Source organism: Streptomyces sp. NPDC090088 (assembly GCF_044747345.1).
Taxonomy (GTDB): Bacteria; Actinomycetota; Actinomycetes; order Streptomycetales; family Streptomycetaceae; genus Streptomyces.
In genome coordinates this window covers 474,961-500,068 of the sequence record NZ_JBIVDZ010000006.1, presented here as the reverse complement: position 1 = coordinate 500,068, position 25,108 = coordinate 474,961, and the positions used below count along the sequence as shown (strand labels likewise).

Below are 25,108 nucleotides of genomic sequence, written 5' to 3'. Positions count from 1 at the left end.
TCTCCGGCGTCCGCGCGCCGCCGACCACGCGTCCGGCCCCAACTGCCGCCCCGGACCGGCCAGGTGGCCGCCCGCTCGCCTGCCACTCGGAGCGAACGACAGAGATCCCGGCGATCATCATGATCGCCGGGATCTCATCGTGCAGTGGACCTGAGGGGATTTGAACCCCTGGCCCCCTCGATGCGAACGAGGTGCGCTACCGGACTGCGCCACAGGCCCTTGCAACGAGTGAAACTCTAGCATCCTCGTCGGGGTGCTTGGAAATCCGTTCCCTGACTGGTCAGGACCCGGGTTCCGGCGGCGCCTCGCGCCGCCGTGGGGTCACTCGTTGGCCGCGCGCGGGCGCTCGCCTTCCTCGTACTGGTCGAACAGGGGCGTACGGCCACGCTCGCGCGCCCGGCGGGCGGAGGCGGCGCGACGGGCGTCCGTGCGGCCGTCCGCGGGCCTGTCGTCGGCCTCGGCGGCCGGCTCCTCCTCGGCCTCCGGCGCCACCGGCTTCGCCTCCTGCTCCGGGGCGACGGAACTGGACCGCGCGGAACTCCACGCGTCGGGTGCCCCGAGGTCCACGTCGGAGGTGGCACGCGGCGCGACCGGTGCGGTCACGTACGTCGGCAGGGGCACCGGCACCGGGTCCCAGCTGTCCCCGTGCCCGGGCCGCCGCTGCCGCTCGCGCTGCTGGTCGACCCACTCGGCGTGGTCGGTCTGCTCGACGAGGGCGCGCCGGTCGGCGGCGAGCGCGGACAGGCCGGGGTCGGTGTCGGCCGCTGGTCCCTCGTCCGGTTCGTCGCTCACGGCACCCGGGTCGAGGGGCGCGCGCCGCCTCGGCTGGCGCTCCCGCAACCGCTGCGCGGCGACCTCGGCCTGCCGCCGGTCCATCTGGTAGGCGAAGCGACGGCGCTCCTGCACCCGCAGATAGGCGATGTACCCGCTGAGCATGACGGCGGGGACACCCGGTGCCCAGAGGAACGCGAGTCCTCCGACGGCGGCGACGATCGCGCCCATCGTGAAGGCGATGAAGAGCATCACGGTGGTACGCCGACGGCGCGCGAGCACCTTCGAGCGCCGGGCGCGCGCCGCGGATGCCTGCGCGGAGGCGGAGGTCGTGCGCCGCGCCGCCGGAACCTGCTTGCGCGCGGGTTCGGAGGCCGACTTGGAGGCGGGACCGGAGGCCGCCTTGGGGGCGGGACCGGAGGCCGATGCGGATGCCGGGGCCGGGGTGGGGGCGGATGCCGGGGCGGGCACGCCGCCCGGCTGACGTGCCGGTGCGGACGGGGACTTGGCCGCCGGTGCGACCGCCTGGTCGCGCGCCGGTTCCTGACGCCCGGGCGCCTCCGGTTCCCGCTCCGTCCGGACGTCCGCCCGGACCTGACGGCGGGTCGGGGTCATGGCGAAGGCCCGGACGTCCACCGAGTCGGTGACGACGTCCGGTCCGTCGGCGTCCTGCTCCCCCTCCGAGGCGGAGCGCGCCCTTAGGTCCCTGGCGTACCGGCGCTCCATCCCCGCCCGTCCGGACAGCAGCCGGATGGCGGTGCTGAAGCGTTCCGTCGGACGGGCCTCGTTCAGCTCGTCCTGCCTACGGAGCCACATCGGCACCAAGTAGGCGGCCCAGGCCCCGACAATGACTGCGTAGATGAGGCCGCTGCTGCTCACGCCTCACACGGTAGAGGGGTTTGCGTGGGGCCATCTGCCAATTGCGCCGGTGTGTCGCACGATCCGGCTGATATTTCGAGCTTTTTTTGTGACCGATGCGATCAGCAGGCCGCCGAAGCCGGGAATTCAATGCCCCGAGACGGTCATCGAACGACAATTTCGAACATGTATTCAATTTTTCCCGGCACGGCGACGACTAGGCGGGATTCCCCGGGGTGTTCTGCGGATTCCGCGGGGAGCGGGCCCGCTGCCAGCGGGCGAGGAGCCCCTCGGGCACCTCTTCCGCGGTGAGGGCGTACACGAGGTGGTCGCGCCAGGCGCCGTCGATGTGGAGATAACGCGGCCGCAGCCCCTCCTCGCGGAATCCGAGTTTCTCCACGACCCGGCGGCTGGGCCGGTTCTCGGGGCGAATGCAGACCTCGATGCGGTGCAGACCGACGGTGCGGAAACAGTGGTCCACCACGAGCGCCACCGCGGTCGGCATCACCCCGCGGCCGGCCACGCCCTGGTCCACCCAGTAGCCGACGTGCCCCGAGCACATCGACCCCCAGGTGATCCCGGCGACCGTCAACTGCCCGACCAGCCGCCCCTGGTACTCGATGACGAACGGCAGCATCCGGCCCGAGTTCGCCTCGGACCGCAGATGGCGGACCATCTGCCGGTAGGTCGGCCGGTGCGCGATCGGCCCGCTGGGCGTGGGCGGCGGGATGGTCGCCTCCCAGGGGCGCAGCCAGTCCCGGTTGCGCCGGTTGACCTCGCGCCAGGGCCGCTGGTCGCGCAGCCTTATGGGCCGGAGGACGACATCGCCGTCCACCAGCACGACGGGCCAGGACGGGCTGTTCAGCTCGCACCCCCACTGCTCGGCCCGGGGTGGTCGCCGCCGCGGATCTGGTCGACGGCGTGCGCCAGCAGCGGTTCCAGGACGGCCAGGCCGTCCCGCACCCCGCCGGTGGACCCCGGAAGGTTGACGATCAGTGTCCGGCCCGCCACCCCGGCCAGTCCCCGGGAGAGCGCGGCGGTGGGCACCTTCTCCCGGCCGAACGCCCGGACGGCCTCGGCGATGCCCGGCACCTCGTAGTCGAGCACCGCGCGGGTGGCCTCGGGGGTGCGGTCGGTGGGCGAGACGCCGGTGCCGCCGGTGGTGACGACGACGTCGTACCCGGCCTCGACCCCCGCGCGCAGCGCGGCCGCCACGGGATCCCCGTCGGGGACGACCCGCGGTCCGTCCACGGTGAACCCGAAGCCCTCCAGACCGGCCGCGACCAGCGGGCCGCCCCGGTCCTCGTAGACCCCGGCGGCGGCGCGGTTGGAGGCGGTCACGACCAGCGCGCGGTACGGCGCGCGCGGCGCACCGGCGGCGGACGGCCCGGCGTTCACGCCCGGCTCCAGTCGCCGGACTTGCCGCCCGTCTTCTCCTCCACACGTACGTCCGTGATGACCGCTCCCTTGTCGACCGCCTTGACCATGTCGATCACGGTGAGCGCGGCGACGGAGACCGCGGTGAGGGCCTCCATCTCGACGCCTGTACGGTCCGTCGTCCTCACGGTGGCCGCGATCTCCACGGCGTCGTCCGCGACCGACAGATCCAGTTTCACACCCGAGACCGACAAGGGGTGGCACAGCGGGATCAGATCCGGGGTGCGTTTGGCGCCCATGATGCCCGCGATGCGCGCGGTGGCGAGCGCGTCGCCCTTGGGGACGCCCTCGCCGCGCAGCAGCTCGACCACGCGGGGCGAGACGAGGACCCGTCCGCTGGCGCGGGCGGTGCGCGCGGTCACGTCCTTGCCGGACACGTCGACCATACGGGCGGCGCCCGCGTCGTCGATGTGCGTCAGTCGGTCTGGTGCCAAGGGTCCGGGGGTCTCCCCCCGGAAGGGCTCAGTCATGCTGTGTGGCGCTCCCGGTCCGGGCCCGTCGCGGTGCGGCGCTGGGGCCTGCTGTGCGCGACACGGTACCGCCAAGCCGGCGCCCGCCACCGGGCAGGACCGCCGGTGGGCGGGTCCGCGTGCCCGCGTCAGCCGAGCAGGACGACCTCGACCTCGGTGCCGGGCTCGACCGACTCCACGTCCTCGGGTACGACGATCAGCGCGTCGGCGTGGGCCAGGGCCGCGATCAGGTGGGAGCCGGCGCCGCCGACGGCGGTCACCTCGCCGTCGGCGTACGTCCCGCGCAGGAACTGCCGGCGCCCCTTCGGCGAGCTCAGCGCCTTGTCCGACCGGAGGGTCGCCCTGGTGCGGGGCCGGTGGACGTCCTGGAGGCCCATCAGGGTGCGGACGGCGGGGCGGACGAACAGCTCGAAGGAGACGTACGACGACACGGGGTTGCCGGGCAGGGCCAGCAGCGGCGTGTGGTCGGGGCCGACGGAGCCGAAGCCCTGGGGCTTGCCGGGCTGCATGGCGAGCTTGCGGAACTCGACGCCGCCGCCCGCCTCGTCCTCGTCGCCGACGTGCGCCAGCGCCTCCTTGACGACGTCGTACGCCCCCACGCTCACCCCGCCGGTGGTGACCAGCAGGTCGGCGCGGACGAGCTGGTCCTCGATGGTGGAGCGGAGGGTGTCGGCGTCGTCGACGACGGCGCCCACCCGGTAGGCGATGGCGCCCGCGTCCCGGGCGGCGGCGGTGAGGGCGAAGCTGTTGGAGTCGTGGATCTGGCCGCTGCCCAGTTCCTCGCCGGGCTGGACGAGTTCGCTGCCGGTGGACATGACGACCACCCGCGGGCGCGGGCGCACGCGTACCGTGCCGCGGCCGATCGCGGCGAGCAGCGCGATCTGCGGCGGGCCGAGGACGGTGCCGGCCTCCAGCGCGCGGTCGCCCGCGCGGACGTCGCTGCCCTTCGCGCGCACATGCGCGCGTGCCTCCACCGGACGGTGCACGCGCACCTGCCCGGCGGCACCCTCGGGGGCGAGGCTGCGCGCCCGCATCCCGTCGACCGGTCCCCCGCCGAGCCCGCCGTCGGTCCACTCGACCGGGACGACGGCCTCGGCGCCGGGCGGCAGCGGGGCGCCGGTCATGATCCGGGCGGCCTGCCCGGGGCCGACCGGGGTGAGTTCCGCCGCGCCCGCCGCGACGTCCCCGACCACCTCCAGGGCGGCCGGGAACTCCTCGCTGGCGCCCGCCAGGTCCGCGACCCGTACCGCGTACCCGTCCATGGAGCTGTTGTCGAACGGGGGCAGCGAGAGCGGCACCATGACGTCGTCGACCAGGACGCAGCCCTGGGCGTCGAGGAGTTGCAGCTCGATGGGCTCCAGGGGGCGGACGGTGGTGAGGATGTCCTCCAGGTGCTCGTCCACCGACCACAGGCGGTCCTGGCCGGCGGGGCGGGTCGCGGCGCTGCTCAACTCTGCTGCATCTCCTCGGCTACGTAACTGCGAAGCCAGGTCCGGAAGTCCGGGCCCAGGTCTTCACGTTCGCACGCGAGTCTGACAATGGCACGCAGGTAGTCGCCACGGTCGCCGGTGTCATAGCGGCGGCCCCGGAAGACGACGCCGTGCACCGGGCCGCCGACCTTCTCGTCCTGGGCGAGCTGCTGGAGGGCGTCGGTGAGCTGGATCTCGCCGCCGCGGCCCGGCTCGGTGCGCCGCAGTATGTCGAAGACGTGCGGGTCGAGGACGTAGCGGCCGATGACCGCGTAGTTGGACGGGGCGTCCGCCGGGTCGGGCTTCTCGACCAGGCCGGTCACCTTGACGACGTCGCCGTCGGCGGTGGTCTCCACGGCCGCGCAGCCGTAGAGGTGGATCTGCTCGGGGGCGACCTCCATGAGCGCGATCACGCTGCCGCCGTGCCGCTCCTGGATCTCGATCATGCGCTGCAGCAGCGGGTCGCGGGGGTCGATCAGGTCGTCGCCGAGCAGGACGGCGAAGGGCTCGTGGCCCACGTGCGGGGCCGCGCACAGCACGGCGTGGCCGAGGCCCTTGGGGTCGCCCTGGCGCACGTAGTGCATGGTGGCCAGGTCGCTGGACTCCTGGACCTTGGCGAGCCGGCCGGCGTCGCCCTTCTTCTGAAGCGCCGACTCCAGCTCGTAGTTGCGGTCGAAGTGGTCCTCCAGAGGACGCTTGTTGCGTCCGGTGATCATGAGGACGTCGTCGAGCCCCGCCGACGCGGCCTCCTCGACCACGTACTGGATCGCGGGCTTGTCGACGACCGGCAGCATCTCCTTGGGAGTGGCCTTGGTGGCCGGCAGGAACCGGGTGCCGAGACCTGCTGCGGGGATGACAGCCTTGCTGATCCTGGGGTGCGACTGAGTCATGTCCGCAACCTTATCCGGTGCCTTTGTGAAGAATCTGAGGCTCCGGTTAATTGGCACTCATATGACCACATTGGAAAGGATGCGGGGACGACCTGTGCAACACAGTGAACCCGGGGGCGAGACTGACAAGCGAACGTTGCGGCGAGAATGCGCCGGGGTGAGGAACAGGTTGACGACGGATGTCGTCAGGGAGGCGGCCGACGCGCTGGCCGCGCACGCGCTGGAACTGCCCGAGGTGGCCCGGGCGCACACGGTGGCGGCCTACGTCTCCGTGGGGAGCGAGCCGGGCACGCTCCCGCTGCTGGACGCCCTGTTCACACGGGGGGTGCGCGTCCTGCTCCCCGCGCTCCTGCCCGACCACGACCTGGACTGGGGCGCGTACGCCGGGGAGGGCTCCCTCGCGCGCGTCCAACACGGCGGAAAAATGGCGCTGTTCGAACCCTGTGGTGAACGCCTGGGTCCGGACGCCGTGCTCGCCGCCGACGTCGTCCTGCTGCCGGGGCTCGCGGTGGACACCCGCGGGATGCGGCTGGGGCGCGGCGGAGGGTCGTACGACCGCGTGCTGGCCCGTCTGGAGCGCGCGGGCGCGCACCCCGCGCTCGTGGTGCTGCTGTACGACACGGAGGTCGTCGATCGCGTGCCCGCGGAGGCGCACGACCGGCCGGTCCAGGCGGTGGTGACGCCGTCGGGCGCCCGCCGGTTCGCGAGCTCCTGAGCCGCTCTCGCGCGGAACGGCCCTCCACGCGTGCGTGGAGGGCCGTTCCGGCGGTGTGTGCCGGTCCGCCTCAGGGCTTGAGGACGAGGGTGTCGCTGGTGCTGTCGTCGACCGCCTTGTCCGAGAACGACCAGGAGAGCAGCTCACCGTCGGCCCACTTGCCCGTCTGGTCGGTGTAGTGGGCGCTGAAGGCGTGGCCGGAGGCCCCGGTGAGGTTGATCCACTTGGATTTGTCGAGGTCGTCGAGGTTGACGACCATCCGCATGGAGGGGACCCAGACGACGCCGTAGCCGCCGGCCGCGTTCCAGCCCGTCGCGTTGACCGTGGCCTCGCCGCCGCTGAGCTTCCAGGGACCCCGGTTGAGGACGTACTGGATGATGCTCGGGCCGTCGGTGCCGAGGGTCTGGTTCTTCAGGAACAGGCGGTGCAGCCGGCCCCAGCTCCAGGTGTCGATGTCCTTGCCGAGCTTGGCGGTCAGCTCCCAGCGGGCGTCGACCATGGCGCGCCGGAACAGCTCGTTCATGTTGTCGGCCTTGTTGCGGTCGCCCGCTCCGGCCGGCGTCTTCCACCAGTCGCTGTTCGGCTGGTCCATGAGCGTGCGGACCACCTCGAACCAGCGGTCGCCGCCGTCCGGCTGGGCCTGGTCGGCGTCGCGCTCGCCGCACTCGCGCACCTTGGTGTCGTCGTCGACCGGGCCGGTGCTGTCGATCTTGTCGACCCACAGGCACTGGCCCTTGACCCGCAGCTCCTTGGGCAGCTTGTTGCCGAAGGCGAGCTTGAGGATGTTGCGCCAGACCGCGTTGAAGTAGGCGGCGGCCGCGGAGTCGGCGTCCTGGGTGTAGTCCCAGCCCTCCAGGAGCTTCTGCGCGTCCCGGACGTCCTTGTCGTCCAGGTTGATCTTCAGCAGCTTGGGCACCAGCAGCTTGGCGATCTCGCTGCTGTTGTCCGTCTGCATCTGGCGCATGTCGTCCGTGGAGATCTTGCCGCCGTCCTTGATCTTCGACTCGATCAGGTCGGTGATGCGCTGGCTGCGGGTGCCGTAGCCCCAGTCCGTGGTGAGCGTGTAGGGGTACTTGTCCTTGTCGATCACGGCCTGGTTGGCGGTGACGATGTAGCCGCGCTCCGGGTTGTACTCGTAGGGCAGCTCGTCCTGCTTGATGTACCCGGTCCACTTGTACTTGGGGTCCCAGCCCGGTGCCGGGATGGAGCCGTCGTCGGCCGAGGAGCGGGTGGGGATCTTGCCGGGCAGCGTGTAGCCGATGTCGTTCTTGGTGTCGGCGTAGATCAGGTTCTGCGAGGGCACGTCGAACTGGGCGGCCGCGGCGCGGAAGCTGTTCCAGTCGCTCGCCTTGTCGAGGGCGAAGACGGCGTCCATGGTGGTGCCCGCGTCCAGGGCGGTCCACTTCAGGGCGATGCCGTAGCCGTCGCCGCGGTCGGGTGCCGCGGTGTCGACGCTCGCCTTCTTGCCGACCTGGACGAGCTCGTCGTCGCGGTCGGACAGCAGGGGCATACCGTCGGCGGTCTGCCGTACGACGATCTTCTTCGAGGTGCCGCCGGCGACCTTGATGGTCTCCTCGCGGGTCGTGAAGGGCTTGGTCCTGCCGTTGTACAGGTAGCCGTCGCCGGAGAGCTTCTCCAGGTAGAGGTCGGTGACGTCGACACCGGAGTTGGTCATGCCCCAGGCGATGTCGCCGTTGTGGCCGATGACCACGCCGGGCATGCCCGCGAAGGTGTAGCCGGTGACGTCGTACTGGCACTTGCTGGAGACCGTGGTGCAGTGCAGGCCCATCTGGTACCAGACGGAGGGCAGCGAGGCCGACAGGTGCGGGTCGTTGGCGAGCAGCGGCTTGCCGGTGATGGTGTACTTGCCCCCGACGACCCAGGAGTTGGAGCCGATGCCCTGGCCGTTCACGCCGACGGCCGTGGGGACGTCGTCCAGGACGTTGTAGAGGCCCGCCAGCTGGCTCGTGAGCGCCGAACCGGTGGACGACGAGGTCGTGGTGGAGCTCGTGCCCGTGGAGGTCCCGGAGCCGCTCGTGGAGCCGCTCTGCTGGAACGTCTTGGTGAGCTCGTCGTACTGGCCCTCCTGGACGATCGCCTTGTTGCGGCTGTACGGGTAGTCGGGGTAGAGGTCCTTGATCTGCTGCGGGCCCAGGCGGCTGGTCATCAGGGCGCGGTCGATCTCGTCCTGCATGTTGCCGCGCAGGTCCCAGGCCATCGCCTTCAGCCAGGAGACCGAGTCGACGGGGGTCCACTGCTCGGGCTTGTAGTCGTTGGTGAACCCGAGGGCCGCGTACTCCAGGGAGATGTCCTTGCCGTCCTTGCCGGCGAGGTAGGCGTTGACCCCCTTGGAGTAGGCCTGGAGGTAGTTCTTCGTGGAGTCCGACAGTTTGGTGTCGTACTCCTCCTTGGCGACCCGGTCCCAGCCCAGCGTGCGCAGGAACTCGTCGTTCTTCACCTGGCCCTTGCCGAACATCTCCGACAGGCGCCCGGAGGTCATGTGCCGGCGCACGTCCATCTCGTAGAACCGGTCCTGCGCCTGGACGTAGCCCTGCGCCATGAACAGGTCCGCGTCGGTGGAGGCGTAGATCTGCGGGATCCCGTAGCCGTCCCGCTTCACGGTCACGGGTCCGGACAGGCCCTTGAGCGTGATCGAACCCTTGGTCTGCGGGAAGGACGCGCGGACCGTGCTGATCGACCAGTAGGCCCCGAAGGCGATGCCGCCGATGACGGCAAGGACCAGCACCAACACGACGAGTCGGGCTTTGCGCCCCTTCTTCCTGCCGGACTTGCCAGGCTTGTCACCCGATGTGGCGGTGGTGTTGGGGGGCATCGCTGTCCTTGCTGTCCTAACGCGAGCGGCAGGCGGGCTTGTGCATTTGACTGAGCGCTGGAGCAACCATAGGCGCAGGGCCCCACGGCACTTGACCCGGAGTGGGGAACCGGCGGGCACGGGCGTTCGATCTTGCCGCGCGAAGCGTCAAGAAAGCGTCAAGAGTTAGGTAAGGTAACGAAGTACTTGGGTGCGGCGTACCGCAACCTCGGGTCTGTGCACGTGAGCTTCCGCGCCGCCCGCGCGGGAGCCAAGGAAGGGAACCGCCACTGACCGTCCACCACCTCAACCAGCTCCTGCTCGTCTGCTCCGTGGTCCTGCTCGTGGCCGTCGCGGCCGTCCGGGTCTCCTCCCGCAGCGGGCTCCCCAGCCTGCTCGTGTACCTGGGGATCGGCGTCCTCATGGGCCAGGACGGCATCGGCGACATCCACTTCGACAACGCCGAACTGACCCAGCTCATCGGGTACGCGGCCCTGGTCGTGATCCTGGCCGAGGGCGGTCTCGGCACGAAGTGGAAGGAGGTCGAACCCGTCCTGGCGTCCGCCTCCGTGCTGGCCCTGGTCGGAGTCGGGGTGAGTGTCGGCGTCACCGCCGCGGGCGCGCACTACCTGGTGGGACTGGAATGGCGGCAGGCGCTCGTCATCGGGGCGGTGGTGTCCTCGACGGACGCGGCGGCGGTGTTCTCGGTGCTCCGGCGCATCCCGCTGCCCGCGCGGGTGACGGGCACCCTGGAGGCCGAGTCCGGCTTCAACGACGCCCCGGTGGTCATCCTGGTCGTCGCCTTCTCCACCGCGGGCCCGGTCCAGCACTGGTACGTCCTGATCGGCGAGATAGCGCTGGAGCTGGGCATCGGCATGGCCATGGGCCTCGCGGTCGGCTGGCTCGGCTCCTGGGGCCTCAGGCACGTCGCCCTGCCCGCCTCCGGCCTCTACCCGATCGCCGTGATGGCCATCGCGGTCACCGCGTACGCCGCCGGCGCGCTGGCGCACGGCAGCGGCTTCCTCGCCGTCTACCTCGCCTCCATGGTGCTCGGCAACGCCAAGCTGCCGCACTGGCCCGCCACCCGCGGCTTCGCCGAGGGGCTCGGCTGGATCGCCCAGATCGGCATGTTCGTCCTGCTCGGCCTGCTGGTCACCCCGCACGAGCTCGGTGACGACATCGTGCCCGCCCTGGTCATCGGCCTGGTGCTCACCATGGTGGCCCGTCCGCTGAGCGTGATCCTGAGCCTCGCGCCGTTCCGGGTGCCCTGGCCGGAGCAGACCCTGATGTCGTGGGCCGGGCTGCGCGGCGCCGTGCCCATCATCCTGGCGACGATCCCCATGGTGAACGGCGTCGACTCCACCCACCGGATCTTCAACATCGTCTTCGTCCTGGTCGTCGTCTACACGCTCGTCCAGGGGCCGACGCTGCCCTGGCTGGCCCGCAAGCTGCGGCTCGGCGAGGGCCCGGAGGCGGCCGACCTCGGCATCGAGTCCGCGCCCCTGGAGCGGCTGCGCGGGCACCTGCTGTCCGTCTCGATCCCCGAGGGCTCCCTGATGCACGGCGTCGAGGTCAACGAGCTGCGGCTGCCCGCCGGGGCCGCCGTCACCCTGGTCGTCCGCGAAGGAAAATCGTTTGTTCCGCTGCCCACGACGGTGCTGCGGCGCGGGGACGAACTCCTCGTCGTCGCCACCGACCCGGTGCGGGACGCGGCGGAGCGCCGGCTGCGCGCGGTCGGCCACGGCGGCAAGCTCGCCGGCTGGCTGGGCACGAACGGGACGACGGGCGTGCGTTGACGACGGGCGTGCGTTAAGGGCATGTTTCGGGCGGTTCACACCGCCGCCAATCCCAGGTGAACGCCCCTAGGGGTGCCCGTTTTCACAGGTGTACGAGACCTTCGGCCCTGTACGATGAATGCACCCTGATCGAACCAACTCTGCCTGACGCAGAGCTGGCGCGACCGTATGGCGGCCGGATCACTCCTCGCAGTGGACGCCGGTATCTACCGCAGTTCCGCGCAAGAGGACAGCTCTCGGCGCCCCCGCACGGGCGCGCTACCAGGCGGCAGAAAGGCACGGGCCGTGGCATCCACGGTCACCACCGAGCCGTCGAAGGACGACCCGGCGGCCCCGTCCCGCCCGGGCTACGGACAGCTGCTGCGCACCCGCGGCGCCTGGACGTTCCTGCTTCCCGGCTTCGCGGCGCGCCAGCCGTTCGCGATGCTCACCATCTCCATCGTGCTGCTCGTCCAGCACACGACCGGCTCCTACGGCGCCGCGGGCGCCGCCGCGGCCGTCACCGGCGTCTCCATGGCGCTCTTCGCGCCCTACAGCGGCCGCCTGGCCGACCGCCACGGGCAGCGCGCGGTGCTGATCCCCGGCATCCTCGTGCACACCCTGTCCGGGCTCGGCCTGACGGCGCTCGCGCTGGCGCACGCGCCCCTGTGGGCGCTGTTCGTCGCGGCCGTGCCGACCGGCGCCTCGGTGCCGCAGGTCGGCCCCATGGTGCGGGCCCGCTGGGGCGTGAAGCTCCAGGACTCGCCCCTGATGTCCACCGCCGCCGCCTTCGAGTCCGTCACCGACGAGCTCACCTTCGTCTTCGGCCCATTGCTCGCGACCGCCCTGTGCACCGCCGTGACCCCGGCCGCCGGCCTGGTCACCGAGGCCGCGCTGACCCTCTTCGGCGGCCTGCTGTTCGCCGCGCAGCGGGGCACCCAGCCGACGGTGACCGCCGCCGGCCACGCGCGCGTGCCGCACGCCTCCGCGCTCCGCGTCCCCGGCGTGCGCGTCCTGATCGCCGTCTTCCTGGGCATCGGGTCCGTCTTCGGCGGCATGCAGGTCTCGCTCGCGGCGTTCACCGAGTCGATCGGCGAGCCCGGCCTGAACGGCGTCCTGTACGGCACCTTCGCCGCGGGGAACATGCTCTCGGGCATCGTCTGCGGCGCGATCGCCTGGAAGGCCGCCCCGCACCGCCGTCTGGTCGTCGGCTACGCGGCGCTCGCGCTGACCGCGTCGGCGCTGTGGACGTCCCACTCCGTGCTCGTCCTCGCGGGCCTCGGCCTGCTGGTCGGCATGTGCATCGCGCCCGCGCTGATCACCGGCTACACGCTGGTCGAGGGCCTGGTCCCGGCCGGTTCCCGCACGGAGGCCTTCACCTGGCTGACCGGCGCGGTCGCGCTCGGCCAGGCGGCCGCGGTCACCGTCGCCGGACAACTGGAGGACCGGCTGTGGGGCGGCGCCGGATTCCTGGTGCCGATGGCCGGCACCCTGCTCGCCCTGGCGACCCTGCTGGCACTGCGATCCCGGCTCGTCACCCGGCCCCGGAACCGTACGGTCGCACGTGGCGTCGGTCACCGAGTGCCGGTGACGGTGGACTGATCCTCGGGAATACGTCACTATGGACCGTCGTTAGCACTCATCGAGTGAGAGTGCCAGGAGGAAGACAGTGCCGACCTACCAGTACCAGTGCACCGAGTGCGGCGAGGGCCTCGAGGCGGTGCAGAAGTTCACCGACGACGCCCTGACCGAGTGCCCCAACTGCGGTGGCCGCCTGAAGAAGGTGTTCTCCGCCGTAGGCATTGTCTTCAAGGGCTCGGGGTTCTACCGCAACGACAGCCGCGGCTCCTCGTCGAGCAGCAGCCCCGCGTCGAAGTCGCCGGGCTCCGGCTCGTCGAGCACGTCGTCCGAGTCGAAGTCGTCCGACACGAAGTCGTCGACCTCGTCCTCGTCGACGTCCTCTTCCTCGTCGGGCTCCACCAGCAGCTCCGCCGCCTGAGGCCCCTCCCCCTCGGATTCCCCCGGACCCCGCCGTCACCTGACGGCGGGGTCCGAGACGTTCCCCGGCCACCGCTCCTGGCCGCCACGGCGGCCAGCTAGGGTGCGAGGCATGGTGAACGCAGAGATCGGCGTAATCGGCGGCTCCGGCTTCTACTCGTTCCTCGACGACGTGACCGAGGTCCAGGTCGACACCCCCTACGGGCCGCCCAGCGACTCCCTCTTCCTCGGCGAGATCGCCGGCCGCCGGGTCGCGTTCCTCCCCCGCCACGGACGCGGCCACCATCTGCCGCCGCACCGCATCAACTACCGGGCCAACCTCTGGGCGCTGCGCTCCGTCGGCGTGCGCCAGGTGCTCGGCCCGTGCGCGGTGGGCGGTCTGCGCCCCGAGTACGGACCGGGCACCCTGCTCGTGCCGGACCAGCTGGTGGACCGTACGAAGTCCCGGGCGCAGTCCTACTTCGACGGGCTGCCGCTGCCCGACGGCACCGTGCCGAACGTGGTGCACGTGTCGCTGGCCGACCCCTACTGCCCCACCGGCCGGGCCGCCGCGCTGAAGGCGGCCCGCGGCCGGGACTGGGCGCCGGTGGACGGGGGCACGCTGGTCGTGATCGAGGGGCCGCGCTTCTCGACCCGTGCCGAATCCCTGTGGCATCAGGCGCAGGGCTGGTCCGTGGTGGGCATGACCGGCCACCCCGAGGCGGCGCTCGCCCGGGAACTGGAGCTCTGCTACGCGTCGTTGACCCTGGTCACGGACCTGGACGCGGGCGCCGAGACCGGCGAGGGCGTCTCGCACGACGAGGTGCTGCGGGTGTTCGCGGCCAACGTGGACCGGCTGCGGGGCGTGCTGTTCGACGCGGTGGCGGCCCTGCCGGAGAACACCGCCCGGGACTGCCTGTGCACGAGCGCGCTCGGCGGGATGGATCCGGGGTTCGCGCTGCTGTAACGCACCCCTCGCCGTAGCGCACGCACCCCTCGTCCGGGTGGCGGAGTTGTCCACAACCCGTGGGTAACCCACTGGCTCCGGCGGGTTCCGGCGCGCGGCCCCATCGTGGCACCGCAAGCCGATTCCTCGTCGCAGGTGGTGGTCCACATGTCCGTTCCCGCGTCCTCCCCGCCCTCCCCGCTCCCCCCGCTCTCCTCCCTCTCCTCCCTCTCCTCCCTCTCCTCGCGCTCCTCCGTCCCCTCCCCCGCCCTCCCGCCGACCCTTCGTGTCCCGCGCCCGCTGGGCACGGACGCCCCCGCCACCTGCGAGGTCCCGCACTTCGAGCCGGTGCGGGTGCGCGGCGGGCGGTATCTGCCGGGACGGCTGCTGCGGCACCGCGGACGGGCCCTGGCGGCCGGTCTGGCGGTCACGGCGGCGGCGCTGGTCGCGGCGGGACCCCGGGCCGCCACGGATCCCCCGCACGCCGCCGAGCGGCCCCGGGGCCATCCGGTCACCCAGCCGCCGCTACGACGCCACGCCCCGCCCGTGGACATGGTGACGGCGCCGGTGCGGATCGCGGACGCGGCCACCGTGCTGCTGCTGCGCCCCGGTGACCGGGTGGACGTCATCGCGGCCGGGGATCCGGCACGGGGCGGGGAGGCCCGGGTGCTCGCGCGCGGGGTCCGGGTCACGAAGCTGCCCCGGCCGGTGGACGGAGCCGCCGAGAGCGGGGCGCTGGTCGTGCTCTCGGTGCCGCGGGCCACGGCCGCGCGGCTGGTCGGTGCGAGCGCCACGGCGCGGCTGGCGGTGACGCTGTGCTGAACAACCTGGGGAGATTTCTCGGCCGAATGCTGTCAAGTCGCCCTTTCGAGCTACCGGGTTGGGCGCAATGGCCGCACGGTGACGTAGGTTGCGGAGCGTTTTGTTCCACACCCTGTGCACACAAGGAGAGTCCCCGAGGTGAGCGAGAAGAAGGAACCGAGCGTCTGGCAGGGCTTCAAGGCCTTCCTGATGCGCGGCAACGTCGTCGATCTGGCGGTCGCGGTGGTCATCGGCGCCGCCTTCACGAACATCGTCAACTCGGTGGTGAAGGGGCTCATCAACCCGCTGGTCGGGGCGATCGGCACGCAGAACCTCGACAGCTACAGCACGTGCATCAAGGAGCCGTGCACGCTGAACGCGGACGGCACCGTGAAGAACGGTGTCCAGATCATGTGGGGCTCGGTCCTGGGGGCCACGCTCTCCTTCGTGATCACCGCGGCGGTCGTGTACTTCCTGATGGTCCTGCCGATGGCGAAGTACCTGGCCCGGGTGGAGGCCCGCAGGAAGGCGAAGGAGGGCACGCACGAGGTCATCGAGGTGACCGAGCTGGAGGTGCTGAAGGAGATCCGCGACGCCCTGGTCGCGCAGCGCGGCAACGGCCACAACCAGCGCTAGCGGCGGCGCGGGCGGCTCAGAGGTGGTGGGGCGGCTTCTCGTCGAGGAAGCGCCTGAGGTCGGCGGCGGAGTCGGCCGCCGAGTCGCCCGACGGGCGGTCGCCCCAGCCGCGGTCCGTGTCGTCCGACGACTGCCGGTCCAGCGGGTCGTCGAAGATCAGCGCGGCCTTCGGGTCGCGCGGCTCGGGCTCGGGGGCGGTACTCATGCCTCAAGGGTACGGTCGGTACGGCCCCGGCCCGGCCGCGCCGCCTCCGCAGGCCTCGCCGCCCGCACAGGCCCCGCCGCCCGGCACGCTCCCGGGCGCTCCCGGGCGCTCCCGGGCGCTCCCGGGCAAGATATCGCCGCGTATTTCTGCTGTGCTGGGGGCATGACGTCGAGTTCCGCTCCGGCGCCCGCTCCCCAGGGCGCGCCCCAGCCCCACCGGCCGCTGCGCCGGCTCACCGCGCGTGGCCGCGAGGAGGCCCACCGCGTCTCCTCGCCGCTCGAACTCTTCTTCGACCTGTGTTTCGTGGTGGCCATCGCACAGGCGGGCTCGGAGCTGGTGCACGCCGTGGCGGCCGGCCACGCGGGCGAGGGCGTCCTGAACTACGCGATGATCTTCTTCGCCATCTGGTGGGCCTGGATGAACTTCACCTGGTTCGCCTCGGCGTACGACAACGACGACGTGCTCTACCGGGTCGTCACCCTGGTGCAGATCGCCGGCGTGCTGGTACTGGCCGCCGGAGTCTCGCGGGCCTTCGCCGACCACGACTACGCCCTGGTCCTGATCGGCTACGTGATCATGCGGATGGCGCTGGCCTCGCAGTGGCTGAGAGCCGCGCGCGGGGCCGGGGGGCCGGAGCGGATCATGGCGCTCCGGTACGCGGGCGGCGTGCTGCTGTGCCAGGTCGGCTGGCTCGGGCTGGTGGTGCTGCCGGAACACGCGCGTCCCTGGGTGTTCCTGGTGATGGCGATCGCCGAACTGTGCGTGCCGGTGTACGCGGAGAAGGACCACACCACCTCCTGGCACCCGCACCACATCGCCGAGCGCTTCGGGCTCTTCACCATCATCGTGCTCGGCGAGACGATCGCGGCGGCGACGGTCGCCGTGCGGTCGGCCGCGGCCGAGCACGACGCGCTGGGCGAGTTGCTGCCGATCGCGGCGGGCGGCCTGCTGATCGTCTTCTCCGCCTGGTGGATCTACTTCGTGGTGCCGATCCACGGCCATCTGCGCTCCAACAGGGAGTCGTTCCTGTGGGGTTACGGCCACTACTTCATCTTCGCGTCGGCGGCCTCGATCGGCGCGGGTCTGGAGGTGGCCGTCGAGGAGGCGGTCGGCAAGGCGCACATCTCGACGCAGGCCGCCTCGTTGGCCGTGACCCTGCCGACGGCGCTGTACCTGCTGACCGTGTGGGCGCTGCACTCGCGGCACTTCAAGGTCGGCGTCGCCCAGCAGCTGGTGCTGCCGGTCACCGCGGTGCTGGTGCTCTGCTGCACCTTCCTGGGCGGCTGGGCGGTGCTGGCGGCGGGCATCGTCTCCGCGCTGGCGGTGACGGCCGGGACGACCCTGACGGCGCGCACGGCCGCCCGCGAGCGCCCGGCGGACGCCCCCGCGGCCGCCTCCTGACCTGCCGGGAACCGCCTCCGGACCCCGCGGGCTGGGCCAGACTGGCCGTCATGACGGTTGACGCATTGACGGACGTGGCCGGGCTGCGCGTGGGACACGCCACCCGCAGCGGCGGGGGCTGGCTCACCGGTACGACGGTGGTCCTGCCGCCCGAGGAGGGCGCGGTCGCCGCCGTGGACGTGCGCGGCGGCGGTCCCGGCACCAAGGAGACCGACGCGCTGGATCCGCGGAACGTGGTGCGGCGGGCGCACGCGATCGTGCTCACCGGCGGCAGTGCCTACGGGCTCGACGCGGCGTCCGGCGTGATGGCCTGGCTGGAGGAACAGGGGCGCGGGGTGCGGGTCGGGGCCGGCCCGGCGCATGTCGTGCCCGTGGTGCCGGCCGCCTGCGTCTTCGACCTGGCCCGGGGCGGGGACTTCCGGGCCCGGCCGGACGCGGCGCTGGGGCGGGCGGCGGTGGAGGCGGCCGCGGCGAGCGCGCCCGGGGCGCGGGTGCGGGAAGGATGCGTGGGCGCCGGTACGGGTGCGGTGGCCGGCGGGCTGAAGGGCGGCGTCGGCAGCGCGAGCGTCGTACTGGACTCCGGGGTCACGGTGGGCGCGCTGGTGGTCGCCAACCCGGCCGGGGCGGTGCTGCAGCCCGAGACCGGCGCGCTGTACGGGGAGTTGTTCCAGGGAAGGGCGGAGTTCCCGGAGCCGCGGGTGCACGAGAGCGCGCGCCGGCGGCTCGCGGAGGCCGCCGCCAAGAACGCGCCGCCGCTGCTCAACACCACGCTCGCGGTGGTCGCCACCGACGCCGAACTCTCCAAGGCACAGGCGCAGAAGCTCGCCGGTACGGCGCACGACGGCATCGCCCGCGCCATCCGGCCGGTGCACCTGCTCAACGACGGGGACACGGTGTTCGCGCTGGCCACCGGCGCGCGGCCGCTGGACGAGCACCCGCTCGCGCTCAACGAGATCCTCGCGGCCGGCGCGGACCTGGTGACGCGCGCCATCGTGCGCGCCGTGCGGGCCGCCGAGCCGGTGGACGGACCGGGCGGGGTGTGGCCCTCGTACGAGGAGCTGTACGGGGCGTCTCAGGAGGAGCCGCACGGGGAGCGGTGACGGCGGCGCGGGTCGCGCCCGGAACCTTGCGCGTTCCTGTCGATTGTCCCGGTTCTGTCACGTGATGGCGTTCTCGGCCGTTCGGGGGAACCCCGCCCCGCACCGGAGCCCTCTTTCTCCACGACTCGGAGCGGATCACGCACATCACAAGGAACTGGAGCAGCCCGTGACAACGCCGGACATTGCAGCGCGGCGCGTACTGGGGGCCTGTGCCGCCCTGATGGTCGGCGCCCTCACCCTCACCGCCTGCGGTGGCAACGCCGACGCCAAGACCAACGACAGCAAGGGCGGCGGGCAGGACAGCGCCGCCAAGACGTCCACCGCGAAGATCGTGATCTCGGCGAAGGACGGCTCGACCGGCGCGTCCATCAACACGACCGGCGTGCAGGTCAGCGACGGCAAGCTGACCGACGTGAAGATGACCGTGTCGGGGTCGGGGCAGGCGGTCGAGGGCACCGTCTCGGCGGACGGCAGCGTCTGGAAGCCGAAGGAGCAGCTGGAGCGCGGCACGAAGTACGAGATATCGGCGACCGCCAAGGACTCCAAGGGGCTCACGGCGGCGGCCAACTCCATCTTCACCACGGTCAATTCGGCGAACAGCTACATCGGCACGTACACCCCGGACAACGGGACGACGGTCGGCGTGGGGATGCCGGTGTCGTTCAACTTCGACAAGGTCATCACCGACAAGAAGGCCGTGCAGTCGCACATCACGGTCACCTCCAGCAGCGGCCAGCAGGTCGTGGGCCACTGGTTCGGGGCGCAGCGCCTGGACTTCCGGCCGCAGGACTACTGGAAGGCCGGCTCCAAGGTCACGATGAAGATCGACCTGGACGGGGTCGAGGGCGCGAACGGCGTCTACGGGGTGCAGAAGAAGACGGTGTCGTTCACCGTCGGCCGTTCGCAGGTCTCCACGGTGGACGCGAACACGCAGACCATGACCGTGGTGCGGGACGGCAAGGTCCTCAAGTCGGTGCCGGTGTCCACGGGCAGCCCGCAGCACACGACGTACAACGGGCAGATGGTGATCTCGGAGAAGTTCACCCAGACCCGGATGAACAGCCAGACGGTGGGCCTCGGCGGGGAGTACGACATCCCGGACGTGCCGCACGCGATGCGCCTGACGACGTCGGGGACGTTCATCCACGGCAACTACTGGTACAACAAGTCCAACCCGCCGTTCGGGCAGCAGGGCACCAGCCACGGCTGCGTGGGCATGGCGGACGTGCAGGGCGCGCAGGGCGACACGACGGCCAAGTGGTTCTACGACAACTCCCTCATCGGGGACGTCGTGATCGTGAAGAACTCCCCCGACAAGACCGTGCAGCCGGACAACGGCCTCAACGGATGGAACCTGTCGTGGAGCGACTGGACCGCCGGAAGCGCCGTATGACCGGCCGCTTTTGACGGATCGTCGGGCCGCGCGGGAACTTTTCGCGCGGCCCGCGCGTTTTCCCGGCGTACGTTTTCTCGGTTCCCGGACATGATGTCCGACCGAGGGGCTACGGTATGCACCCACAAGGTGACATGCAGCAACGCCGGGAGAAACCTTGAGCGTTCCGTACGAGACGGCAGCGTACGAACCAGCCGAGTCGCCCGAGTCTCCGGAGGAGCACCTCGCGCGGCTCCTCGGCCGTGCCCTGAACTCCTTCGAGCTGCCGGACGAGGCCATAAGGCAGCTGGACTGCGCGCTGGCGCACGACAGTTCGCTGCACTCCGCGCACCACAGCGCGGGGCTGCACCGGGAGACGTACCGGCACACCTGGCTGCTGGCCGACGGCTCGGCGGTCACGCTGTGGGAGCTCGTGCACAACACCGCGCCGGGCAGCGACCCGCAGCACGAGGTGTACGTCGACGAGGAGGAGCTGCGGGCGGCGACCGCGCGGCTTCCGTTACCGCCGGACGCCCCGGACTTCGAGCTGCCGGTGCTGACGACCCTGGCGCCGGTCCTCGAGCCCCGCCATGTGTATGTGCCGGACGACTCGGCGGACCACGCGCGCAGGCTGCTGCGCCGCGCGGAGAACGCCGACCGGCCGGACGCGGAGACGGCCCAGGTGCTGACGACGGCGTTCGCGCACCAGATCACCCAGGCGTTCGGACGCCCGGGCCGGGCGGGACGGGCGGGGCGTGCGGGTCTGAGCTTCTCGCTCTACGAGCACGCGTTCCTGCTGCGGGACGGCCGGGAGCTGTCCCTGTGGGAGGTCGAGCACACGGCGACCCCGGACGGCCGCCACCGGTGCGAGGTGTACCCGACGGAGGACGCGGCCAGGGACGCGATGGAGCGGCGGGGCTAGAGAGCAGCGGGCGGGCCCGGAGAGGTCCGGCGGGCCTCAGCGGCCGCCGAGTCGGCGGACCAGGCCGGCGAAGGCGTCCTGTTCGGCCGGGGTCAGTTCGACGGACTCGCGGGGCGGACCGGCCTGCTCCTGGTGCGGGAGGACGGGGAGCACCCGGCCCGCGTGCCAGGCGAGGGCCGCGCGGCGGTTGCGGCGCAGCAGACGCGTCACGACGACCGCCCAGGCGACGGTCGCCAGGGTGAGCGCGGCCATGCCGATCAGCTGGAGGGTCGAGACGTGCGCAGGCATACGGCCCAGTACACACCACGGTCCGGGACTTTGGTCCCGGACCGTGACGTATCTCGCAGGTGCCGTGAACAACTCACAGCGCATCAAAGGGACAAGAGGGTCGCGGACGCTCAGGCCGCGACCGGCTGGCGGTCCTCCTTCGCGGCGGCGGCCGCACCGGGGGCGGTGCCGCCCGCAGCGGACTGCCCGGCCGGCTTGCGCAGGCCCTTCAGGACGACGACCAGGGCCGTGGTGACACAGACACCGGCGGCGATGGCGATCAGGTAGAGGAACGGGTTGCCGATCAGCGGGACCACGAAGATGCCGCCGTGCGGGGCGCGCAGGGTGGCGCCGAAGGCCATCGACAGGGCGCCGGTGACCGCGCCGCCGACCATCGAGGACGGGATGACGCGCAGCGGGTCGGCCGCGGCGAACGGGATGGCGCCCTCGGAGATGAAGGACGCGCCGAGCACCCAGGCGGCCTTGCCGTTCTCGCGCTCGGTCTGGGTGAAGAGCCTGCCGCGCACGGTGGTGGCCAGGGCCATCGCCAGCGGCGGGACCATGCCGGCCGCCATGACCGCCGCCATGATCTTCATCGCGGAGTCACTGGGGTTGGAGACCGCGATACCGGCGGTGGCGAAGGTGTACGCGACCTTGTTGACCGGGCCGCCGAGGTCGAAGCACATCATCAGGCCGAGCAGGGCGCCGAGCAGGATGGCGTTGGAGCCGGAGAGGCCGTTCAGCCAGTCGGTCATGCCCTTCTGGGCGGAGGCGATGGGCTTGCCGACCACGACGAACATCAGGAACCCGACGATCGCCGAGGAGATCAGCGGGATCACCACCACCGGCATGATGCCGCGCAGCGCCGCCGGGATGTTGATCTTCTGGATCCCCATCACCACGCCACCGGCCAGCAGACCGGCGACCAGGCCGCCGAGGAAGCCCGCGTTGATGGTGGAGGCGATCATGCCGCCCACGAAACCGGGGACCAGACCCGGCCGGTCCGCCATGCCGTAGGCGATGTAGCCCGCGAGGACCGGGACCAGGAAGCCGAAGGAGACGACACCGATCTGGAAGAGCAGCGCGGCCCAGCTGTCGCCCTGGGTCCACACGAAGTGGTCCATCACCGACGGTGCCTTGTTGACCTTGTAGCCGCCGATCGCGAAGCCGAGGGCGATCAGCAGACCGCCGGCCGCGACGAACGGGACCATGTAGCTGACGCCGGACATCAGCCACTTGCGCAGCTTGGTGCCGTAGCCCTCGCCGGCCTCACCGGCGCGTTCGACCGGCGTGGACGGCGCGGAACCGGACGTCACCTCGCCGCGGGCCGCCCGCTCCCGCACCTCGCCGATCAGCTCGGCGGGGCGGTTGATGCCCGCCTTCACGCCGACGTCGACGGTGGGCTTGCCGGCGAAGCGGTCCTTCTCGCGCACGGGTACGTCGTGCGCGAAGATCACGCCGTCCGCCGCCGCGATGATCTCGGGGTCGAGCCGGGTGAAGCCGGCCGAGCCCTGCGTCTCCACGACGAGCTCGACACCCGCCTCACGGCCCGCGTTCTCCAGGGACTCGGCCGCCATGTAGGTGTGGGCGATACCGGTCGGGCAGGAGGTGACGGCGACGATACGGAAGGGGCGCCCGCCCGCTTCCGAGCCCGCGTCCGAACTCGCGCCCGCGCCCGCGCCCACGTCCGTGCTCGTGCGGCTCGTGCTGGCCGCTGCGGTGCCGGCGGAGGCCGCCGCCGGCGCCGCAGCGGTGTTCTGGGAGGCGCTCACGGCGCCCTCGGCCGCAGGAGTCTCGGGCGTCGCCGCCGCCTCGTCTCCTCGGATCAGCGCCGCCGCCGTCTCCGCGTCGCCCGCCGACCGCAGCGCGTCCGTGAACTCGCTGTTCATCAGCTGGCGGGCCAGGGCGGAGAGGATCGTGAGGTGGGCGTCGTCGGCGCCGGCCGGGGCCGCGATCAGGAAGATCAGGTCGGCGGGGCCGTCCGGGGCGCCGAAGTCGATGCCGGCGGCGCTGCGCCCGAAGGCGAGCGTCGGCTCGGTGACATGGGCGCTGCGGCAGTGCGGGATGCCGATGCCGCCGTCGAGGCCGGTGGGCATCTGGGCTTCGCGGGCGGCCACGTCGGCGAGGAAGCCCTCCAGGTCGGTCACCCGGCCCAGGCTCACCATGCGCTCGGCGAGGGCGCGCGCCGCCGCTTCTTTGGAGTCGGCGGACAGGTCGAGATCGACCAGGTCCGCGGTGATCATGTCGCTCATCGCGGGCTCCTATGCACGCGTATCGCCCGGGGTGTGGGGTGGGCGGGGGTGGGGACGGGGGTGCCGTGGGGGGCGGGGTGGGAGACGGGGCCGGGGAAGCCCCGCCTCCCGGGGACGGCGGGGCGGCTCAGGGTGCCCCGACGGCCCGTGTGCGCGGCGAGTAACGAGGGACCTCGCCGCTCCTGGGCCGGTTGTCGGCGGGCGGCGCCGGGGAGGAGCGCGGCCGCCTGAAGGGTCGTTTCTGCGTTCATGACACCGGCTCCGTCAGTTCGCGGTCGACGGGGACGCGGTCGGTGACGGTGACCGACTCCGGGTCCAGGTCGGCGGGGGTGGGCATCACGCTGCCGGGCAGCTGTACGGCGGCGGCGCCGTGGGCGACGGCGGAGGCGAGGGCCCGGGGGCCGCTGCCGCCGGCGATCAGGAAACCGGCGAGGGAGGAGTCGCCGGCGCCGACGTTGCTGCGGACGGTGTCCACCCGGGCGCTCGCGAACCAGGCGCCCTCGTCCTCCACCAGGAGCTGGCCGTCGGCGCCCAGGCTGGCGAGGACGGCGCGGGCGCCCATGCCGCGCAGCTCCTCGGCCGCCTTGAGCGCGTCGCCCACCGTCGCCAGGGGGCGCCCGACGGCCTCCGCGAGCTCCTCGGCGTTCGGCTTCACCACGTCGGGCTGCTCGCGCAGCGCTTCGAGCAGCGCGCGCCCCGAGGTGTCCAGCGCGATCCGCGCGCCCCCGGCGTGCGCCCGGGCGACGACATCGGCGTACCAGGAGGGCGCGAGCCCGCGCGGCAGGCTGCCGCAGCAGGCGATCCAGTCGGCGTCACGGGACTGCTCGCGGACGGTGTCGAGGAGGAGTTCCTGCTCGTCGGCGGAGAGTTCCGGACCGGGCGCGTTGATCTTGGTGAGCACCCCGTCGGACTCGGCGAGCGCGATGTTGGAGCGGGTGGCTCCGGCGACCGGGACCGGCGCGACCTCGATGCCCTGCGCGTCCAGCAGGTCGGCGACCAGCGCGCCCGGCGCACCCCCCAGGGGCAGGACGGCGACCGTGCGCCGCCCGGCGGCCGCGACCGCCCGGGAGACGTTCACGCCCTTGCCGCCGGGGTCCATGCGTTCGCCGGTGGCCCGGATGACCTCGCCGCGCTCCAGGGCGGGCACCTCGTAGGTGCGGTCGAGGGAGGGGTTGGGGGTGACGGTGAGGATCATGCCGGTGCCGTTCGTGGCGCTCGTGGTGCTCATGCTCGTACTACTTCCGTGCCGCCGCGCTCGATGGCGGCGGTGTCCTCGGGGCTCAGTCCGCTGTCGGTGATCAGCAGGTCCACGTCGCCCATGTCGCCGAAGCGGGCGAAGTGCTCCTGGCCGTGCTTGGCGGAGTCGGCGAGCAGGACCACCCGGCGGGCCGCGGCGACGGCCGCCCGCTTGACCGCGGCCTCGGCGAGGTCGGGGGTGGTGAGGCCCTGCTCGGCGGAGAAGCCGTTGGCGGCGACGAACAGGACGTCGGCGCGGATCTCGCTGTACGCGCGGAGCGCCCAGGCGTCCACGGCGGCGCGCGTGCGGTGCCGTACGCGCCCCCCGACCAGGTGGAGCTGGATGCCCGGGTGGTCGGCGAGGCGGGCCGCGATGGGGAGGCTGTGGGTGACGACGGTGAGCTCCGCGTCCAGCGGGATGGCCGCGGCGAGCCGGGCGACCGTCGAACCGGCGTCGAGGATCAGGGTGCCCTCGGTCGGCAGCTCCGGGACGGCGGCCTTGGCGATGCGGTCCTTCTCGTCGGCCGAGGTGGACTCGCGCTCGGCGAGGTCCGGCTCGAAGTCGAGGCGTCCGGCCGGGATGGCGCCGCCGTGCACCCGGCGGACGAGGCCGGCCCGGTCGAGGGCCTTCAGATCGCGGCGGATCGTCTCCTGCGTGACCTGGAACTCCTCGGCGAGCGACACGACGTCCACCCGGCCGCCGTCACGGGCGAGCCGGAGAATCTCCTGCTGCCGCTCCGGTGCGTACATGCCCCTGTGCCTCCGCTCCACGATACGTCCGACTGCCGTCCGGTCC

23 protein-coding genes and 1 tRNA gene are annotated in these 25,108 nt (G+C 72.2%); 11 read left to right on the top strand and 13 right to left on the bottom strand.

What is annotated here, in order from left to right:
- Positions 1–145: 145 nt before the first annotated feature.
- The 7 genes from ACIPSJ_RS30130 to galU form a co-directional block, all read right to left on the bottom strand.
- Positions 146–219, bottom strand: a tRNA-Ala gene (locus ACIPSJ_RS30130).
- Positions 220–321: 102 nt separating this feature from the next.
- The gene (glpR, locus tag ACIPSJ_RS30125) at positions 322–1,650 is read right to left on the bottom strand and encodes a gephyrin-like molybdotransferase receptor GlpR (RefSeq protein WP_401350776.1); all 1,329 of its coding nucleotides are present in this window, start codon (positions 1,648–1,650) and stop codon (positions 322–324) included.
- Positions 1,651–1,846: 196 nt separating this feature from the next.
- Positions 1,847–2,470: a GNAT family protein gene (locus ACIPSJ_RS30120; RefSeq protein ID WP_359223067.1), complete on the bottom strand. Its 624-nt coding sequence runs from the start codon at positions 2,468–2,470 to the stop codon at positions 1,847–1,849.
- Between the two features lie 20 nt (positions 2,471–2,490).
- Positions 2,491–3,027, bottom strand: coding sequence for a molybdenum cofactor biosynthesis protein B (locus ACIPSJ_RS30115; protein WP_401350774.1), 537 nt, complete (start codon positions 3,025–3,027; stop codon positions 2,491–2,493).
- Positions 3,024–3,536 carry a cyclic pyranopterin monophosphate synthase MoaC gene (gene moaC / locus ACIPSJ_RS30110; protein WP_359223071.1) on the bottom strand — a complete coding sequence of 171 codons (513 nt, stop codon included), beginning with the start codon at positions 3,534–3,536 and terminating at the stop codon, positions 3,024–3,026. The genes ACIPSJ_RS30115 and moaC overlap by 4 nt, the downstream gene beginning before the upstream one ends.
- Positions 3,537–3,664: 128 nt before the next feature.
- Entirely contained in the window at positions 3,665–4,987 is a 1,323-nt protein-coding gene (glp, locus tag ACIPSJ_RS30105; protein ID WP_401350772.1) for a gephyrin-like molybdotransferase Glp, read from the bottom strand.
- Positions 4,984–5,895 carry a UTP--glucose-1-phosphate uridylyltransferase GalU gene (galU, locus tag ACIPSJ_RS30100; RefSeq protein ID WP_359223075.1) on the bottom strand — a complete coding sequence of 304 codons (912 nt, stop codon included), beginning with the start codon at positions 5,893–5,895 and terminating at the stop codon, positions 4,984–4,986. Before galU ends, glp begins: the two co-directional genes overlap by 4 nt.
- A 79-nt stretch (positions 5,896–5,974) precedes the next feature.
- Here galU and ACIPSJ_RS30095 point away from each other — a divergent pair, with 79 nt between their 5' ends.
- Positions 5,975–6,610 (top strand): 5-formyltetrahydrofolate cyclo-ligase, encoded by a 636-nt coding sequence (locus ACIPSJ_RS30095; RefSeq protein WP_401350770.1) that lies wholly within the window; start codon positions 5,975–5,977, stop codon positions 6,608–6,610.
- A 70-nt stretch (positions 6,611–6,680) separates the two neighbouring features.
- On the opposite strand, the gene ACIPSJ_RS30090 is transcribed toward ACIPSJ_RS30095, so the two are convergent.
- The gene (locus ACIPSJ_RS30090; RefSeq protein ID WP_401350769.1) at positions 6,681–9,443 is read right to left on the bottom strand and encodes a penicillin acylase family protein; all 2,763 of its coding nucleotides are present in this window, start codon (positions 9,441–9,443) and stop codon (positions 6,681–6,683) included.
- 269 nt (positions 9,444–9,712) lie between these two features.
- Between ACIPSJ_RS30090 and ACIPSJ_RS30085 the strand changes: the two genes are divergently transcribed.
- From ACIPSJ_RS30085 to mscL, 6 genes are all read left to right on the top strand, one after another.
- Positions 9,713–11,218: a potassium/proton antiporter gene (locus tag ACIPSJ_RS30085; RefSeq protein ID WP_359223151.1), complete on the top strand. Its 1,506-nt coding sequence runs from the start codon at positions 9,713–9,715 to the stop codon at positions 11,216–11,218.
- 285 nt (positions 11,219–11,503) lie between these two features.
- Complete coding sequence (locus tag ACIPSJ_RS30080) at positions 11,504–12,799, top strand: MFS transporter (protein ID WP_359223080.1); 1,296 nt, start codon at positions 11,504–11,506, stop codon at positions 12,797–12,799.
- A gap of 67 nt (positions 12,800–12,866) precedes the next feature.
- A complete protein-coding gene (locus ACIPSJ_RS30075) occupies positions 12,867–13,196 on the top strand; it encodes an FmdB family zinc ribbon protein (protein ID WP_401350767.1) in 330 nt (109 codons plus the stop codon).
- 111 nt (positions 13,197–13,307) lie between these two features.
- A complete protein-coding gene (locus ACIPSJ_RS30070; protein WP_401350766.1) occupies positions 13,308–14,141 on the top strand; it encodes an S-methyl-5'-thioadenosine phosphorylase in 834 nt (277 codons plus the stop codon).
- A 147-nt stretch (positions 14,142–14,288) separates the two neighbouring features.
- Positions 14,289–14,942: a hypothetical protein gene (locus tag ACIPSJ_RS30065; protein WP_401350764.1), complete on the top strand. Its 654-nt coding sequence runs from the start codon at positions 14,289–14,291 to the stop codon at positions 14,940–14,942.
- Between the two features lie 138 nt (positions 14,943–15,080).
- Complete coding sequence (gene mscL / locus ACIPSJ_RS30060; RefSeq protein WP_359223088.1) at positions 15,081–15,557, top strand: large conductance mechanosensitive channel protein MscL; 477 nt, start codon at positions 15,081–15,083, stop codon at positions 15,555–15,557.
- A 16-nt stretch (positions 15,558–15,573) separates the two neighbouring features.
- Here mscL and ACIPSJ_RS30055 read toward each other — a convergent pair whose 3' ends face one another.
- Complete coding sequence (locus ACIPSJ_RS30055; protein WP_355708552.1) at positions 15,574–15,762, bottom strand: hypothetical protein; 189 nt, start codon at positions 15,760–15,762, stop codon at positions 15,574–15,576.
- 162 nt (positions 15,763–15,924) lie between these two features.
- Here ACIPSJ_RS30055 and ACIPSJ_RS30050 point away from each other — a divergent pair, with 162 nt between their 5' ends.
- From ACIPSJ_RS30050 to ACIPSJ_RS30035, 4 genes are all read left to right on the top strand, one after another.
- On the top strand, positions 15,925–17,163 hold the full coding sequence (locus ACIPSJ_RS30050) for a low temperature requirement protein A (protein WP_401350762.1): 1,239 nt from the start codon (positions 15,925–15,927) through the stop codon (positions 17,161–17,163).
- Positions 17,164–17,213: 50 nt separating this feature from the next.
- Positions 17,214–18,263, top strand: a complete 1,050-nt coding sequence (locus ACIPSJ_RS30045; RefSeq protein ID WP_401350760.1) for a P1 family peptidase — start codon at positions 17,214–17,216, stop codon at positions 18,261–18,263.
- Positions 18,264–18,429: 166 nt separating this feature from the next.
- Complete coding sequence (locus ACIPSJ_RS30040) at positions 18,430–19,656, top strand: Ig-like domain-containing protein (RefSeq protein WP_401350758.1); 1,227 nt, start codon at positions 18,430–18,432, stop codon at positions 19,654–19,656.
- Positions 19,657–19,813: 157 nt separating this feature from the next.
- Entirely contained in the window at positions 19,814–20,557 is a 744-nt protein-coding gene (locus tag ACIPSJ_RS30035) for a DUF6227 family protein (protein WP_359223095.1), read from the top strand.
- 36 nt (positions 20,558–20,593) lie between these two features.
- On the opposite strand, the gene ACIPSJ_RS30030 is transcribed toward ACIPSJ_RS30035, so the two are convergent.
- From ACIPSJ_RS30030 to ACIPSJ_RS30015, 4 genes are all read right to left on the bottom strand, one after another.
- Positions 20,594–20,845, bottom strand: coding sequence for a hypothetical protein (locus ACIPSJ_RS30030; protein ID WP_355708543.1), 252 nt, complete (start codon positions 20,843–20,845; stop codon positions 20,594–20,596).
- 110 nt (positions 20,846–20,955) lie between these two features.
- Positions 20,956–23,076, bottom strand: a complete 2,121-nt coding sequence (locus tag ACIPSJ_RS30025; protein ID WP_401350756.1) for a fructose-specific PTS transporter subunit EIIC — start codon at positions 23,074–23,076, stop codon at positions 20,956–20,958.
- A 247-nt stretch (positions 23,077–23,323) separates the two neighbouring features.
- Positions 23,324–24,271, bottom strand: a complete 948-nt coding sequence (pfkB, locus tag ACIPSJ_RS30020) for a 1-phosphofructokinase (RefSeq protein WP_401350973.1) — start codon at positions 24,269–24,271, stop codon at positions 23,324–23,326.
- A 29-nt stretch (positions 24,272–24,300) separates the two neighbouring features.
- Positions 24,301–25,062: a DeoR/GlpR family DNA-binding transcription regulator gene (locus ACIPSJ_RS30015; RefSeq protein ID WP_359223099.1), complete on the bottom strand. Its 762-nt coding sequence runs from the start codon at positions 25,060–25,062 to the stop codon at positions 24,301–24,303.
- Positions 25,063–25,108: the final 46 nt, after the last annotated feature.